This window comes from Planococcus sp. APC 3900, assembly GCF_030407735.1.
GTDB classification, from domain to species: domain Bacteria; phylum Bacillota; class Bacilli; order Bacillales_A; family Planococcaceae; genus Planococcus; species Planococcus notacanthi.
On the sequence record NZ_JASDCT010000016.1, the window covers coordinates 1 to 15568 of the forward strand.

14 protein-coding genes, 1 tRNA gene, 1 other RNA gene and 1 other annotated feature are annotated in these 15568 nt (G+C 45.7%); of the genes, 13 read left to right on the top strand and 3 right to left on the bottom strand.

What is annotated here, in order from left to right:
- Positions 1-287 precede the first annotated feature (287 nt).
- Positions 288-1751 carry an IMP dehydrogenase gene (gene guaB, locus QMA04_RS17910; RefSeq protein WP_191716940.1) on the top strand — a complete coding sequence of 488 codons (1464 nt, stop codon included), beginning with the start codon at positions 288-290 and terminating at the stop codon, positions 1749-1751.
- A gap of 128 nt (positions 1752-1879) precedes the next feature.
- Positions 1880-3220 (top strand): serine hydrolase, encoded by a 1341-nt coding sequence (locus QMA04_RS17915; protein WP_203341449.1) that lies wholly within the window; start codon positions 1880-1882, stop codon positions 3218-3220.
- A gap of 38 nt (positions 3221-3258) precedes the next feature.
- Here QMA04_RS17915 and pdxR read toward each other — a convergent pair whose 3' ends face one another.
- The gene (pdxR, locus tag QMA04_RS17920) at positions 3259-4653 is read right to left on the bottom strand and encodes a MocR-like pyridoxine biosynthesis transcription factor PdxR (protein WP_203341448.1); all 1395 of its coding nucleotides are present in this window, start codon (positions 4651-4653) and stop codon (positions 3259-3261) included.
- Between the two features lie 104 nt (positions 4654-4757).
- Between pdxR and pdxS the strand changes: the two genes are divergently transcribed.
- The 4 genes from pdxS to QMA04_RS17940 all read left to right on the top strand — a co-directional run bounded on the left by pdxS (position 4758) and on the right by QMA04_RS17940 (position 8770).
- Positions 4758-5642: a pyridoxal 5'-phosphate synthase lyase subunit PdxS gene (gene pdxS / locus QMA04_RS17925; RefSeq protein ID WP_203341447.1), complete on the top strand. Its 885-nt coding sequence runs from the start codon at positions 4758-4760 to the stop codon at positions 5640-5642.
- Between the two features lies 1 nt (position 5643).
- Positions 5644-6237 carry a pyridoxal 5'-phosphate synthase glutaminase subunit PdxT gene (gene pdxT / locus QMA04_RS17930; RefSeq protein WP_290187247.1) on the top strand — a complete coding sequence of 198 codons (594 nt, stop codon included), beginning with the start codon at positions 5644-5646 and terminating at the stop codon, positions 6235-6237.
- 32 nt (positions 6238-6269) lie between these two features.
- Positions 6270-6476, top strand: a binding site (T-box leader).
- Between the two features lie 63 nt (positions 6477-6539).
- Positions 6540-7817: a serine--tRNA ligase gene (gene serS / locus QMA04_RS17935; RefSeq protein WP_290187248.1), complete on the top strand. Its 1278-nt coding sequence runs from the start codon at positions 6540-6542 to the stop codon at positions 7815-7817.
- A gap of 92 nt (positions 7818-7909) precedes the next feature.
- Positions 7910-8770, top strand: a complete 861-nt coding sequence (locus tag QMA04_RS17940) for an alpha/beta fold hydrolase (RefSeq protein ID WP_290187249.1) — start codon at positions 7910-7912, stop codon at positions 8768-8770.
- A 12-nt stretch (positions 8771-8782) separates the two neighbouring features.
- Here QMA04_RS17940 and tadA read toward each other — a convergent pair whose 3' ends face one another.
- Positions 8783-9274, bottom strand: a complete 492-nt coding sequence (gene tadA / locus QMA04_RS17945; protein ID WP_191716947.1) for a tRNA adenosine(34) deaminase TadA — start codon at positions 9272-9274, stop codon at positions 8783-8785.
- Between the two features lie 127 nt (positions 9275-9401).
- Here tadA and QMA04_RS17950 point away from each other — a divergent pair, with 127 nt between their 5' ends.
- The 3 genes from QMA04_RS17950 (at position 9402) to QMA04_RS17960 (ending at position 11661) form a co-directional block, all read left to right on the top strand.
- On the top strand, positions 9402-10262 hold the full coding sequence (locus tag QMA04_RS17950) for a YitT family protein (protein ID WP_191716948.1): 861 nt from the start codon (positions 9402-9404) through the stop codon (positions 10260-10262).
- Between the two features lie 95 nt (positions 10263-10357).
- Positions 10358-10996: a deoxynucleoside kinase gene (locus QMA04_RS17955; protein ID WP_290187250.1), complete on the top strand. Its 639-nt coding sequence runs from the start codon at positions 10358-10360 to the stop codon at positions 10994-10996.
- Positions 10993-11661 carry a deoxynucleoside kinase gene (locus tag QMA04_RS17960; protein WP_191716950.1) on the top strand — a complete coding sequence of 223 codons (669 nt, stop codon included), beginning with the start codon at positions 10993-10995 and terminating at the stop codon, positions 11659-11661. The genes QMA04_RS17955 and QMA04_RS17960 overlap by 4 nt, the downstream gene beginning before the upstream one ends.
- 200 nt (positions 11662-11861) lie before the next feature.
- On the opposite strand, the gene QMA04_RS17965 is transcribed toward QMA04_RS17960, so the two are convergent.
- A tRNA-Ser gene (locus tag QMA04_RS17965) sits at positions 11862-11954 on the bottom strand.
- Between the two features lie 181 nt (positions 11955-12135).
- Between QMA04_RS17965 and ffs the strand changes: the two genes are divergently transcribed.
- The 4 genes from ffs to recR all read left to right on the top strand — a co-directional run bounded on the left by ffs (position 12136) and on the right by recR (position 15256).
- Positions 12136-12401, top strand: an RNA gene (gene ffs, locus QMA04_RS17970) — signal recognition particle sRNA large type.
- A gap of 164 nt (positions 12402-12565) precedes the next feature.
- Positions 12566-14299: a DNA polymerase III subunit gamma/tau gene (gene dnaX / locus QMA04_RS17975; RefSeq protein WP_290187251.1), complete on the top strand. Its 1734-nt coding sequence runs from the start codon at positions 12566-12568 to the stop codon at positions 14297-14299.
- Between the two features lie 27 nt (positions 14300-14326).
- Positions 14327-14647 carry a YbaB/EbfC family nucleoid-associated protein gene (locus QMA04_RS17980; RefSeq protein WP_191716952.1) on the top strand — a complete coding sequence of 107 codons (321 nt, stop codon included), beginning with the start codon at positions 14327-14329 and terminating at the stop codon, positions 14645-14647.
- 12 nt (positions 14648-14659) lie between these two features.
- A complete protein-coding gene (gene recR, locus QMA04_RS17985; protein WP_290187252.1) occupies positions 14660-15256 on the top strand; it encodes a recombination mediator RecR in 597 nt (198 codons plus the stop codon).
- Positions 15257-15568 lie beyond the last annotated feature (312 nt).

Below are 15568 nucleotides of genomic sequence, written 5' to 3' on the forward strand. Positions count from 1 at the left end.
TGAAAGTCGTTACCGATTCCGGTAACGGCTTTTTTTGTTTATTTGAAAGAAGTATAGGAAAGCCTAAAAAATTATCAGAGAAACACCGGCCATCCAATATGCATCCCATTCGACATAGAAGATGATGCAGTTTGTAAGTAATTGTTTAAACAGCGTTCCTAACGACCCTAAAACAAATGAAATTAATTATTCGAAATACTTTTTCTTTTCGTAGTTTCTTGACACACTATATGGACGCTGATAACCTTACAATAATATTTAAAAGGAAGCAGGAGGCGCGTCTACTTATGTGGGAATCAAAATTTGTAAAAGAAGGCTTAACGTTTGATGATGTATTGCTTGTACCAGCTCATTCGGAGGTTTTACCGAAAGATATCGATTTGGCTGTTGAATTAACACCAAAACTTAAGTTGAAAATTCCAGTGATCAGTGCAGGCATGGATACAGTAACGGAAGCTAAAATGGCAATTGCAATGGCTCGTCAGGGTGGATTAGGAATTATTCACAAGAATATGAGCATCGAAGAACAAGCGGAACAGGTTGTTACTGTAAAGCGTTCAGAAAATGGCGTTATTACAGATCCTTTCTTCTTAACTCCTGAACATCAAGTCTATGATGCAGAACATCTAATGGGCAAATACCGCATTTCAGGTGTTCCGATTGTCAAGAACGAAGACGATCTTACACTTGTCGGGATCATCACAAACCGTGATTTGCGCTTTATCCAGGACTATTCTTTAAAGATTGACGATGTCATGACTAAAGAACAATTGGTCACTGCTCCGGTAGGAACAACTTTAGAAGATGCAGAAAAAATTCTGCAGCAATACAAGATCGAAAAATTGCCGATTGTTGATGGCAATGGCCTTCTTAAAGGGTTGATTACCATTAAGGATATTGAGAAAGTGATTGAATTCCCGAATGCTGCTAAAGATGAGCACGGCCGATTATTGGCAGGAGCAGCCGTAGGCGTCACTTCAGACACAATGAAACGCGTCGAGCATCTGGTGAAGGCTTCTGTTGACGTGATTGTGTTAGACACAGCTCACGGCCATTCAGAAGGCGTTTTGGGCATGGTTAAACAGATTCGTGCTGAGTATCCGGAACTGACAATCATTGCAGGAAACGTAGCTACGGCTACTGGAACCAAAGCGTTGATCGAAGCCGGAGCTGATGTAGTAAAAGTCGGAATTGGACCGGGTTCCATCTGTACAACACGCGTTGTAGCAGGCGTGGGTGTCCCTCAAATTACAGCTGTTTATGATTGTGCAACAGAAGCTCGCAAGTATGGCAAAGCCATCATTGCTGATGGAGGGATCAAGTATTCCGGAGACATCATTAAAGCATTGGCAGCAGGCGGCCACGTAGTTATGCTGGGCAGTTTGCTGGCAGGGACAACTGAAAGCCCGGGAGATACTGAAATCTTCCAAGGACGCCGTTTTAAAACTTACCGTGGCATGGGATCAATCGCTTCAATGGAAAAAGGCTCAAAAGACCGTTACTTCCAAGATGATGCAAAAAAATTGGTTCCAGAAGGCATCGAAGGGCGCTTGCCTTACAAAGGACCACTTTCTGATACTATTCACCAATTACTTGGCGGTATCCGTGCAGGAATGGGCTATTGCGGAACAAAAGATTTAGAGACTTTGCGTGATGAAGCACAATTTATCCGCATGACAGGTGCCGGTTTGCGCGAAAGCCATCCGCATGACGTACAAATCACCAAAGAGTCTCCTAACTACTCAATTTAATCGACTTCTCAGCACCTTTTCGGTCAATCTTATGACGGAAAAGGTGCTTTTTTCATGTTTGCATTTTTGGGTCTGGAGAATATGGTAGAATAGCATGTGGAATATTATAAACGGAGGTAGTTATCCAAGTGAAAAAGGTGTTTAATAAAGGTTTATTGATGGCTTTAATGGCAATTTTGACTTTGACTGCAATTGTTCCGCAGCAAGCACAAGCGGAAGAATCGTTACATATAATGGCGGAAGCTGCGATTTTAGTGGATGCTGAAAGCGGCAAGATCCTCTATGAAAAAAATGCCGGAAAGCCTTTAGGGGTAGCCAGCATGACCAAGATGATGACAGAGTACCTGTTGTTCGAGGCGATTGAAGACGGACGGATCAAATGGGACCAGGAATACCAGGTGACGGATTATGCTTATCAAATTTCCCAGGATATGCGTTTGAGCAACGTGCCATTCCGCAAAGATGGCTCTTATACCATCAAAGAATTGTATGAAGCGATGGCTATTTTCTCAGCCAACGCTGCAACGATCGGCATTGCTGAAACGATTGCCGGGACGGAAAGTGAATTTGTTCGGTTAATGAATGAAAAAGCTGAGGAAATGGGTTTAGAAGAAACAACTTTCGTCAATTCAACTGGCCTCAGTAATTCGAGCCTAATGGACATGCATCCGGAAGGGACAAAAAAGACTGACGAAAACCTGATGCCGGCAAGATCAGTGGCAAAACTGACGAAAATCCTGCTGGATGATTATCCGGAAGTGCTTGAAACGACAAAGGTTCCAGTGATGATGTTCCGCGAAGGAACGGCAGATGAAACGCGTATGGAAAATTGGAATTCAATGCTGCCTGGCTTAATTTATGAATACGAAGGCATGGATGGTCTGAAAACTGGAAGCACGGATTTCGCGGGCTATTCGTTCGCTGGAACAGCGAAAAGGGAAGATACCCGGTTGATTGCAGTCGTCATGGGGGCTGTAGACAATGAAGGGGCCGGTTCTTATAAAGCCCGTTTCGATGCAACGCGTGCGTTGATGGATTTCGGATTTGGCCAATTTACAACAGAGGAAATCATTCCTGCTGGCTATCAGTTTGAAGGGCAGGAAACCTTAGCCGTTGAAAAAGGCGTGGAAGAAGATGTTTCAATAGCCGTCAAAGAGCCGGTGACGATGATGATCCGGACCGCTGACAAGAAATTGTATCAACCGGAATTGCTGTTGGATGATTCAGTTGTCCAGAACGGCAAACTCGAAGCTGCTGTAGAAAAAGATGCAGTGGTTGGAACCGTGGAAATCGCAAAAGCGGATGGAACGGAATACGGTTATTTAAGCGGCAGCGCCGAAGATATTGAAGTGGCGACGACTGAATCTGTAGAACGTGCCAATTGGGTATCTTTATCGATGCGCAGTGCGGGAGGGTTTTTGTCTTCTCTATGGGACGATGCCGGTGGTTTTGTAAAAGGATTATTTTAATAAAGAAAGCCGGCCATCTACTGGATGACCGGCTTTTTTCAATGGATTTCCCAGCAAGACATCAATTCAGTGATGCCGGAATGGATTTCTTTTTCCGACAGCCCGCCGAATCCAAGGACAATTTTAGGGTGGGGGTTGTCTTTTTTATGGACGTCATAAGATTCCATCCCTGTCACGCGGATACCGGCTTCTTGAGCCCTTGTGACAAGCTCTTTTTCGGTAAGCGTTGTTTGAACAGTCAAGACAATGTGCATACCGGCCTGTTCCCCTGAAACGATGACGGTAGGTGCATATAAAGCTAATGAGGCACTGAGTTGCTTGATTTTTTTCTGGTACAGTTTGCGCATGCGGTTCAAGTGGCGTGCGAAATGTCCGTCTTTCATGAACGTTGCGACCATTTGTTGGTCGTGCCTAGGCACTGATGAAGAGTAATGAAGAAAAGTTTGCTGGTACGCGCGCAGCAGCCGTTTTGGAAGGACCATATAGGCAAGTCGCAGAGAAGGCATCAACGACTTGGAAAATGTGCTGAGGTAGATCACCCGGTCGCTCCGATCCATGCTTTGCAAAGCTGGAATGGGCCGGCTCGTATAACGGAACTCGCTGTCATAATCATCTTCGATGATGTAACGTTCTGGTTTGGCCGCCGCCCAGTTGAGCAATTGCGCCCGTTTGGTCGCGCTCAGAACAGAGCCGGATGGAAACTGATGAGAAGGGGTAACGTATGCAACATCGACATTGGACGCTTCCAATTCGCTGACGTTCAGGCCATCGGAATCCAGTTCAATGGGAACCGATTGGCGGTCATGATGATTGAAAATGCTGTGCGTCAGTGCATAACCGGGATTCTCGTAACCGAACACAAGCGTTTTATCGAGAAGGCGGATCAACAGCGGCAGCAGCTGCTCGGTACCGGAACCGATCACAATTTGCTCTGCAGCGCAGATGACTCCGCGTGACTGATACAAATACCTGGCAATTTCCTGGCGCAGGGCATCATCCCCTTGAGGATGGCCTGACAACAGCAATTCGTGGCTCGACTCATCGAGAATATCACGCGCCAGTTTACGCCAAGTGGAAAAAGGAAACGAGCGCGTATCAATGCTGGCTGAATTAAAATCAACTTTGTAGGAAATCGTTTCTTTTGTAACCGGTTCATCTTGCGGAATATCCAAATAGGCAAGTTCTTCAACCGGCTGGGCATAAAATCCTTTTCGCGGCCGTGATTCAATAAATCCTTCGGCAACAAGCTGAGAATAGGCAAGTTCGACAGTCGTTTGGCTGATTTGAAGATAATCCGCCAATTTTCGCTTGCTCGGTAATTTGGTATCAACTTGTATGCTGCCTTCAATGATGGCTTTTTTTATTTCACGGTATAGCTGTTTATATAATGGGGTTTGAGACTGTTTTTGTAGCTGAAACATAAGCATATCCATTTGCCTTCCTCCAACTGACCTTATTGAAATTAAGAGAACTGAGTCTTTTTATATGGTCAATCTTTATTATACTGAATTTATCAACAAATAGGGGGAATTCGTAAATGAGTGAGCAAGGAACAGACCGTGTAAAAAGAGGAATGGCCGAAATGCAAAAAGGTGGGGTCATCATGGATGTCGTCAATGCGGAACAGGCACGTATTGCTGAAGCGGCAGGTGCAACTGCTGTCATGGCACTGGAACGGGTGCCATCTGATATTCGCAGAGACGGTGGAGTGGCGCGGATGGCAGATCCGCGCATAACGGAAGAAGTGATGAAAGCCGTCTCGATTCCAGTTATGGCAAAAGCCCGCATTGGCCATATTGTAGAAGCCCGCATCCTGGAAGCGATGGGTGTAGATTATATTGATGAAAGTGAAGTACTGACGCCGGCAGATGAGGAATTTCATCTGTTGAAGAATCAATACACGGTGCCGTTCGTCTGCGGTTGCCGCAACTTGGGAGAAGCAGCGCGCCGGATCGGTGAAGGAGCTTCTATGCTGCGTACGAAAGGCGAGCCGGGCACCGGCAATATTGTCGAAGCGGTCCGTCATTTGCGCCAGGTGAATGCAGAAGTGAGAAAAGTGATTACCATGAGTGAAGATGAGTTGATGACGGAAGCGCGCAATCTTGGAGCTTCTTATGAATTCTTGAAAGAAGTGAAGCGTTTGGGCCGCTTGCCGGTTGTCAATTTTGCTGCTGGTGGCGTAGCGACTCCGGCGGATGCGGCATTGATGATGGAATTGGGGGCTGACGGTGTATTCGTTGGATCCGGAATCTTCAAATCTGATAATCCCGAACGATTTGCCCGTGCGATTGTCGAAGCCACTACGCATTACCAGGACTATAAATTGATTGCGGAGCTTTCAAAAGACTTGGGCATTGCCATGAAAGGGATTGAAATCTCAACCATTGCTGCAGGCGAGCGCATGCAGGAGCGGGGCTGGTAAAATGAAACGAATAGGAGTTCTTGCTTTGCAGGGCGCTGTTCGCGAGCATCTTCAATCCATTGAGGCATGCGGAGCGGAGGGCGTTTTGGTAAAATGGCCGAAAGACCTCGAAACGCTGGACGCCTTGATTTTGCCTGGCGGCGAAAGTACCGCCATGCGCCGTTTGATTGATCGGTATGGAATGATGCAGCCATTGCGGGATTTTGCCGAAAGCGGAAAGCCGATGTTCGGGACATGCGCCGGGTTGATTTTATTGGCAAAAACAGTAGTTGGTTACGAAGCACCGCATCTTGGCGTTATGGATGTCGCGGTAGAGCGAAATTCATTCGGACGGCAAGTGGACAGTTTTGAAGCACCGCTTGAAATCAAAGATTTGGACGGAGCATTTGATGCCGTCTTTATCCGCGCTCCGCATATCGTCAGTGCCGGACCATCTGCGGAAGTATTATGTGTTCATGATGGAAGAATCGTCATGGCAAAAAGCGGCCAGTTTTTGGGTTGTTCTTTTCATCCGGAACTGACGGAAGACCATCGCATTACGGCGTACTTTTTAAGCATGATTCCCAGTAGGTCAGGCTTTCCCTTGCCAAATTAAGCAATTTATAGTAAAGTATGATTAATTTCAAAGACGAAACGTTGATGGGAAGTAGTAAAACGATTGTTTTTCCAAAGAGAGCCGGTGGTTGGTGCGAACCGGCGAAAAACGCGTTTGAATCCGTCCCGGAGTTGCATGGCGAAAAAAGCCATTGCCGGTTTTAATGCCGTTATGTGATGAAGAGGATTGGCTTTTGCCGATCAATCAGGGTGGCAACGCGGGTAGCTCTCGTCCCTTTACCAAGGGATGGGGGCTATTTTTGTTGTCTTTTTTTGTTAATCAAATTTTAGGAGGAAACAATTATGTTGGATATTCGTTTTGTACGTGCGAATTTTGAAGAAGTAAAAGCCAAGCTGGCGAAACGCGGAGAAGATATTTCTGTACTGGATGATTTTGAAGGATTGGATTTGAAACGGCGTGAATTGATCGCGCAGACTGAAAAATTGAAGGCGGAACGCAATGAAGCTTCCCAAAACATTGCTGCCATGAAACGGGCAAAAGAAAATGCGGATGAAGCTATTGCAAAAATGCGTGAAGTCGGCGATAACATCAAAGCTATTGATGAAGAACTGCGTGAAGTGGAAGAAAGCCTCCACTACATCATGATGCGTGTCCCGAACATTCCGCATGACAGCGTCCCGTTCGGCGATTCTGAAGATGATAATGAAGAAATCCGCATGTGGGGAGACAAGCCGGAATTCAATTTCGAAGTAAAACCGCATTGGGATCTGGGCACGGATTTAAACATCATTGATTTTGAACGTGCAGCAAAAGTAACAGGAAGCCGCTTTGTTTTTTACCGCGGACTTGGCGCACGATTAGAGCGCGCATTGATCAACTTCATGATGGATCTTCACCAGGAAGAGCATGGCTATGAAGAAATGCTGCCGCCGTATATGGTCAACCGTGAAAGCTTGACCGGTACCGGCCAATTGCCGAAATTTGAAGAAGATGCTTTTCTGATCGAAAAAGAGGATTATTTCCTGATTCCGACATCTGAAGTACCGGTGACGAACTTCTACCGTGATGAGATCCTGACAGCGGATATGCTGCCGCAAGCCTTTGCTTCTTACAGCTCAAATTTCCGTTCTGAAGCGGGTTCTGCGGGGCGCGACACACGTGGATTAATCAGACAGCATCAATTCAATAAAGTCGAACTGGTGCGCTTTGTGAAGCCTGAAGATTCTTATGATGAATTAGAAAAATTGACAGGCCATGCTGAAAAAGTGCTTCAGCTTCTTGGATTACCATACCGCGTACTGAAAATGTGCACCGCAGACCTTGGCTTTACAGCTGCCAAGAAATACGACATCGAAGTATGGATCCCAAGCCAAGAAACGTACCGGGAAATTTCATCTTGCAGTAATTTTGAAGATTTCCAGGCAAGACGTGCAAACATCAAATTCCGCCGGGAAGCAACCGGCAAACCTGAGTTTGTCCATACCTTAAACGGCAGCGGACTGGCAATCGGCCGGACTGTGGCGGCATTGCTTGAAAATTGCCAGCAGGAAGATGGATCAATCAAGATCCCTGAAGTGCTGCAGCCTTATATGGGCGGCAAAACGGCAATCACTAAATAAAAAAAGGCTCAAAAGCACTTTGCTTTTGAGCCTTTTATTTTGATAAAAGGGTAAGGAGTAGATAAAGAGCATTTGTGAAGGGGGTTTGTTAGATGGAAAACGTGAACTTTCAATTCCTGGAGTCGAACGGCATCACTCTCCATGTTGCTGTGGCCGGCCCTGAAGATGGACCATTGGTTGTCTTGTTGCATGGCTTTCCGGAATTTTGGTTTGGCTGGAAAAATCAAATTCAGCCGCTGGCGGAAAAAGGGTACCGGGTAGTGGCACCTGACCAGCGCGGCTATAATTTAAGCGACAAGCCAGAAGGAATCGATAATTACACGGTCGACCATTTGCGGGATGACGTTATCGGCATCATCGAGCATTTTCAAAAAGAATCGGCCATTGTCATCGGGCATGACTGGGGAGGGGCCGTTGCCTGGCATTTGGCAGCCACACATCCAGAGTATGTGGACAAACTGATTGTCCTGAATATCCCGCATCCGAAAGCCATGCCGCGGGTATTGAAGAAAAATCCCCTGCAATGGATGAAGAGCTCTTACATTGCATTTTTCCAGCTGCCTAATCTGCCTGAAAAGGCTCTCGGTATGGGAGAGTTTAAAACGATGCAACAAAGCATTGAGCAGACCAGCAAAAAGAATACATTTTCACCGCATGAAATGGAACAATACAAAGCAGCGTGGTCGCAATCCGATGCCCTGACAGCCATGCTCAATTGGTATCGGGCCATCCGGCGCGGGAGCTTCCGTCAAATTCCGGAAACAAAAATCAAAGTGCCGGTCAGGATCATCTGGGGATTGGGTGACCAGTTCTTGTCTCCCATGCTGGCAAAAGAAAGCATGTCTTTTTGTGAAGAAGTCAATTTGGCGTTTGTCGGGGAAGCAACCCACTGGATTCAGCACGAGCAGCCCGACATCGTCAATCGGTTGATCGATCAATTCATCAACGAATAAAAGCGGAAGACCCTATAATTGGGTTTTCCGCTTTTGTTTTTTGATTTCCCGAAGGTTTCGGAAAAATTGGGTCAATAACTGGCCGCATTCATCGGCGAGGACGTTCTCGGTTACTTGGCATTGATGATTGAACCGGTCGTCGTTCAATAAACGGTATAAAGAATCCACACTGCCGGCTTTTGCATCGCGAGCACCGTAGATGACGTGTGGAATCCGGGATTGCAGGATAGCCCCTGCACACATCGGGCAAGGCTCTAATGTTACGTAAATCTTTGTATCTTCCAGCCGCCAGTTGCCAAGGTGCTGGCAGGCTTCTTGAATCGCCAATAGTTCCGCATGGGTGACCGCATTTTGTGTCGTTTCCCTCAAATTATGGGCGCGCGCTATCACTTGGTCCTGATAGACAACGACAGCACCAATCGGAACTTCTCCTTTAGCTGCGGCTTTTTGCGCTTCTTCAATTGCTAATCCCATATAAAAATGATCTTTTTCCATTCCGTTCATGATGCATCGCTCCTTGGTTCTAGTGTAGCATTTTCCGGCCTGCAAACAGAACGGGAAAATGCAGGCAGACAAAAATCATTGAAAAGCGTAAAATAAAGAAACAAAAAGACTGGGAGTGAAGATATAGGTGAAACAGCATAAAAAGGAAAAACCGCTTCATTTTACAATCCGCTATATTTTCATCATCCTTGGCGCTGCGATGGCCGCTGCTGCCATTGAATTGTTCCTGGTGCCGAATTCCATCATCGATGGCGGGATTATCGGAATTTCTTTGATCGTGGATTATTTGACGGTAGTTCCTTTTGGGATATTGCTGGTCATCATTAATTTGCCTTTTCTTTATTTCGGCTACAAGCATATTGGCCGCAATTTTTTTATTTCTTCCATTTTTGCCATTGTGGCATTGGCCTTGATTGAAATACCTTTACATCGGATCGAACCTTTCGTGGAAGATCCGCTGCTGGCTACTATATTCGGCGGTCTGCTTCTGGGAGCCGGTGTCGGGCTTGTCATCCGCAACGGCGGAGCGCTTGACGGAACGGAGATTTTAGGGATTTTGCTGACGAAAAAATTGCCGTTTTCGATTGGTGAGTTTGTCATGTTCTTTAACGTCTTCATTTTTGGGTGGGCCGCATTTGTCCTTGGGATCGAACAGGCTATGTATTCGGTTCTGACCTACTATATTGCTTCCAAGACGATCGATGTCGTCATACAGGGATTAGATGATACAAAAGCCGTGCTGATCATCTCGGAAGAATACGAAGAAATCGGGTTGGCCATCAATGATCGGCTGGGCCGCAGCTTCACTAAACTGCATGGCAAAGGCGGTTATTTGAACTCTCCGAAAGACATCATTTATGTGGTGGTCACTCGTCTGGAAATCACCAAACTGAAACAAATTGTAGCAGACATTGATTCCAAAGCCTTTTTGACGATTATGGATACCCAGGAAGTGCATGGCGGAACATTTAAAGCAGCGATTCATTAAACAAACTGTCGATTTTCCGCTCTACTTTTAACCGAGTTGGTGTGTTAAAATAAATGGCATTGCAATTTACTTGAATCGAAAAAGGAGGACTTCACATGCCGGTGCCATTCATCACGGTAGAAGGTCCGATTGGGGTAGGCAAGACTTCGTTGACGAAAGCGCTCGCCGATCAAAATCAATTTCAACTGTTAAAAGAAATAGTAGACGAAAACCCGTTTTTAAATAAATTCTACGAAGACATAGAAGAGTGGAGCTTCCAGACAGAAATGTTCTTTTTGTGCAATCGCTATAAGCAATTGGCCGATATCCAGAAGAAGTTCATTTCCAAACAGGAACCGGTCGTCGCCGATTACCATATCTTTAAAAACCTGATTTTTGCAAAACGCACATTGCCGGAAGCTGAGTACGCCAAGTATGAAGCTATCTATAAAATCTTGACGGTGGATATGCCGAAACCGAATATGGTCATTTATCTGCATGCCAGTCTGGATACATTGATGAAACGCATCAAATTGCGTGGTCGTGAATTCGAGCAGATGATCACGCCGGAATATATGGAGCAGTTGGCAGCCGATTACCACGAGTTCATCGAACGCTTTGAGCGTGAGCATCCTGAAATTCCAGTGTTGCGTTTCAATGGGGACGAAATCGATTTTGTCCAAAACAGCGGCGATCTTCAGCTGATTTTAGATAAAGTGGATGGAACTTTACAAAAGAGGAGTTTGACTTTATGAATTTACGAGAAAAATACGGCATTCCACAGAATGCAGTAATTACAATAGCCGGCACAGTGGGGGTCGGGAAATCTACAATGACGAAAGCCTTGGCAGATGCCTTGCAATTCCGGACTTCATTTGAAAATGTCGATACCAATCCATATTTGGATTTGTTCTACGATGATTTTGAGAAATGGAGCTTTCATTTGCAGATTTATTTCTTGGCAGAACGCTTTAAAGAGCAGAAGCGGATGTTTGAATACGGCGGCGGATTTATCCAGGACCGCTCGATTTATGAAGATACCGGAATTTTTGCGAAGATGCATTGGGAAAAAGGCACAATGAACAACGTGGATTACGAGACGTACACGAACTTGTTTGAAGCAATGGTGATGACACCTTATTTCCCACACCCAGACTTGCTGATTTATCTGGAGGGTTCGATTGAAGACATTCTTTCCCGCATTCAGGAGCGCGGCCGTGTGATGGAGCAGCAGACACCAGTGGACTATTGGCTGGAAATGCATCAGCGCTATGAAAACTGGATCAATTCCTTTAATGGCTGTCCGGTTCTGCGTTTGAACATCAACGATTACGATTTGATGAACAATCCGGACTGCTCCGAGCAAATCGTTGAGCGTATCGGCAGTTTTATGAAGCAAACTTCTATTCTGCGCAAATAAAGAAACCCTTGAGCATTTTTTGCTCAAGGGTTTTGTTTTATTTCCCGGGAAATACGAAAAAATGGCCATGAAAAAACCGGAAAGCCGAAGCCTTCCGGTACTCTATATTGAAATAATCAGACATGCAAATTTTAAGAAAAATTCGTTACATACGTAACGAATCCAATCTCGAATTTATATGCGCGTGTAAATTCAAAAAATGGAGGAGGAAGAGGGATTCGAACCCCCGCGGGATTTGACTCCCCTGTCGGTTTTCAAGACCGATCCCTTCAGCCAAACTTGGGTATTCCTCCGTATTGGACATGAATTAATTTATCATGGATGAATAATGGATGTCAACCATTATTCTCTTTTTTATAAAAAAATAATGAAAAACCGATCTGCACCCGGAAATATGCTCGATTAAAAAGAAATTAAGATTTAAGGAAGGTTACTGATTGATTTTTTAACAAATCATTCGTATACTAGTAAATGCCGTGCTAGGTGGGAAGATAGCGGTGTCCTGTAACCTGCAATCCGCTTTAGCAGGACTGAATTCCTTTCTGAGGCTGTTTGCATGTAAGGTCTGCCTCTTGCACGTAGTGTTGACATCTGGGTCCTGCGCAATGGGATCCCATGAACCATGTCAGGTCCGGAAGGAAGCAGCATTAAGTGGAACATTCCATGTGCCGCGGGATCGCCTAGATCGAGCCAACGACAAGGGTAACGCTTATGTGCAGCAGTCGAAGAAAGGTGCACGGCAATAATCTTTAAATTCAAACCTGTCCGCTCTTGAGCGGGCAGGTTTTTTATTGTTTTATTCACGGAATCGTCCTCTCCTGTATGGGGAAATCATTCAAGAGAACCGGCTTTTTATGATACAATAAAGGGACGAAAAACAGATTCTTCAAAAGGAGAGAACAAGTTGGCGTATCAAGCTTTTTACCGTGTTTATAGACCACAGTCCTTTTCTGAAATGACAGGTCAGACGCATGTCAAACAAACTCTTCAAAATGCTCTCCTTTACAATAAGACAACACATGCTTATTTGTTTTCGGGGCCGAGAGGGACAGGGAAGACCAGTGCGGCCAAGATATTTGCCAAAGCGTTGAATTGCGAGCAGGCGCCGGCATCGGAACCGTGCAATGAATGTGCTTCCTGTAAGAGCATCAACGAAGGGTCCAATACCGACGTCATCGAATTTGACGCGGCTTCCAATTCCCGTGTAGAAGAAATGCGGGAGATAATTGAGAAAGTCCGGTTTTCACCGGCAAATTCCCGTTTTAAGATCTACATTATCGATGAAGTGCACATGCTGTCGAACAGTGCGTTTAACGCGTTGCTGAAAACATTGGAAGAACCGCCGGAACACGTGGTCTTCATTTTGGCGACGACAGAGCCGCATAAATTGCCTTTGACGATCATTTCCCGCTGCCAGCGCTTTGATTTTAAGTCGCATACACAAGTGGACATTGTTGCGCGTATGGTGGAAGTGTTGACGGATGCACAGATTCCTTATAACGAACAAGTGCTTAAAATAATTGCTCAGGCTGCAGCAGGCGGAATGCGTGATGCACTCAGCCTGTTGGATCAAGTAGTATCTTTCAGCGGCGATGAAATGACGATTGAAGACGCATTGCTGGTTACGGGTTCCATCAGCCAGGATATGTTCTATGGCATCGCTGAAGCATTGCTTGCCAAAGATATCGGACAGGCATTGACTCTGTTGGAGCAATTGGTGCGCGACGGCAAAGATCCCGTCCGGCTGGTTGAGGACTTCATCACCTTCTTCCGTGATCTTTTGTTGATCCAGACGGCGCCAGACCTTCACGATATGTTGGAGTTGGCGACGCATGAACCGCGTTTTGAAGAGCTGGCCAAGCGATTTGAACCGGCGACGCTGTACACTTGGATTGATATTCTATCCAAGACACAGCAGGAAATGCGTTTTTCCAACCATACGAAAATTTATATGGAAACAGCCTTGCTGAAAATGGCGCAGGCGGATGTGCCGGTCCAAAGCACGGCTTCTGCAGTGTCACCCGAACTGGAAGCGAAAGTCATCCAGTTGGAAAACCTGGTGCGTGAATTGCAGCAGCAAGTACAGAATGGGGCCGGCAGCGGCGCAGCGGCGGCACCAGCCGAGCAGAAAAAACGCCAGCGTGTGCAAAGCAGCTTTAAAATACCGACAGGACGCATTCAGGATGTTTTGAAAAATGCGACCAAAGTGGATATTCAAGCAATCAAAACCAATTGGGCGACGGTCATGAACCAATTGCAGCGATCGCATTCGGCTTTATTGAATGATGCAGAGCCGGTAGCGGCATCAGCAGATGCATTTGTGTTAAAATTCAAGTATGATATTCATTGCCAGATGGCTTCCGAAAACCAGACGTTTGCCGCAACTTTCAGCCAGTTGCTGGAACAGTATGCAGGCAAAGCTTATACGCCGGTTTTTGTTCCGGATGCCAGTTGGCTGAAGATCCGTGAAGAGTTTATTAAAAAGAGCGGATTGAAAGCGGGCACTGAAGAAAAACAGTCAGAGGCTGAAGAAGAAAATCCGTTTTCGGGTGAAGAGGCAGTGGCGGAAGAAGATCCGTTCATCTCAGAAGCCGAACGTCTTTTCGGAAAAGACTTTGTCGAAGTTCATGACGATTAAAATGAAAATTCTAAGGAGGAACTAATTATGCGCGGTGGAGGAAATATGCAAGGCATGATGAAGCAAATGCAAAAAATGCAAAAAGAGATGGCGATTGCTCAAGAAGAGCTTGGCACATTGAAGTTCGAAGGAGCAGCTGGCGGCGGTATGGTCAAAGTCACTGTATCCGGCCACAAAGAAGTATTGGACGTTGTATTGGATCCAACAGTCGTAGACCCGGAAGATGTTGAAATGCTGCAGGATCTGTTGATCGTAGCGACAAATGAAGCGTTTAAAAAAGCGGATGAACATGCGAATTCCACAATGGGGAAATTCACGAAGGGCTTAAATCTCCCGGGCATGTTCTAGGAGGTAAACCAGATGCATTATCCAGAACCCATTTCGAAATTAATGGAGAGTTTTATGAAACTGCCAGGAATCGGGCCAAAAACAGCGGCCCGGCTGGCATTTTTTGTGCTTGGCATGAAGGAAGACGCAGTGCTTGATTTTGCTAAAGCTCTTGTGGATGCAAAGCGGAATTTAAGTTTCTGCTCGGTGTGCGGCCATATTACTGATGTGGACCCTTGCCATATCTGCCAGGATCAGCAGCGCGACCGCACGACGATTTGTGTGGTGCAGGATCCGAAAGATGTCATCGCAATGGAGAAGATGCGCGATTACAAAGGCTTGTACCATGTTTTGCAGGGTGCTATTTCTCCAATGGATGGCATTGGTCCGGAAGATATCAACGTACCATCCTTGCTGAAGCGTCTTCAGGACGAAGAAGTAGAGGAGTTGATCTTGGCAACGAATCCGACGATCGAAGGCGAAGCGACAGCGATGTATATTTCCCGTCTGGTAAGGCCATCAGGAATCAAGACTACACGGATTGCCCACGGTCTTCCGGTAGGCGGCGATTTGGAGTATGCAGACGAAGTGACGTTGTCAAAAGCTTTGGAAGGCCGGCGCGAGCTTTAATAGAAAGAAGAGCCGGAATAGAGATTATAGGCATTTAATAAATTGGGAAATATTCTGATTTATTATGTTCGGCATATAATAGTCTGGCAAGTAAGATTAGTCCTGAGCGAAAAGAAGAATGCTTTGAAGAGAAAGAGGAGTCAAGTAGAATGGCTTTACAGAGCCGTTTAACTTGCCTTCTTTTTTAAACTCTTCCTATAGAAGGGAAAGAGCGGTTCAAAAGGAATGTTTTATAAATATAATTTTATTTCCCAAAAGTGTTGACAGTTTGGATAATATGCTTTAATATCATAGGAGTCGTCAAGAACGACA

Coding starts and splice junctions, on each gene's coding strand:
- guaB (WP_191716940.1), top strand. CDS start 288: ATGTGGGAATCAAAATTTGTAAAAGAAGGCTTAACGTTTGATGATGTA.
- pdxR (WP_203341448.1), bottom strand. CDS start 4,653: ATGGATATGCTTATGTTTCAGCTACAAAAACAGTCTCAAACCCCATTA.
- pdxS (WP_203341447.1), top strand. CDS start 4,758: ATGAGTGAGCAAGGAACAGACCGTGTAAAAAGAGGAATGGCCGAAATG.
- pdxT (WP_290187247.1), top strand. CDS start 5,644: ATGAAACGAATAGGAGTTCTTGCTTTGCAGGGCGCTGTTCGCGAGCAT.
- serS (WP_290187248.1), top strand. CDS start 6,540: ATGTTGGATATTCGTTTTGTACGTGCGAATTTTGAAGAAGTAAAAGCC.
- QMA04_RS17940 (WP_290187249.1), top strand. CDS start 7,910: ATGGAAAACGTGAACTTTCAATTCCTGGAGTCGAACGGCATCACTCTC.
- tadA (WP_191716947.1), bottom strand. CDS start 9,274: ATGAACGGAATGGAAAAAGATCATTTTTATATGGGATTAGCAATTGAA.
- QMA04_RS17955 (WP_290187250.1), top strand. CDS start 10,358: ATGCCGGTGCCATTCATCACGGTAGAAGGTCCGATTGGGGTAGGCAAG.
- QMA04_RS17960 (WP_191716950.1), top strand. CDS start 10,993: ATGAATTTACGAGAAAAATACGGCATTCCACAGAATGCAGTAATTACA.
- QMA04_RS17980 (WP_191716952.1), top strand. CDS start 14,327: ATGCGCGGTGGAGGAAATATGCAAGGCATGATGAAGCAAATGCAAAAA.
- recR (WP_290187252.1), top strand. CDS start 14,660: ATGCATTATCCAGAACCCATTTCGAAATTAATGGAGAGTTTTATGAAA.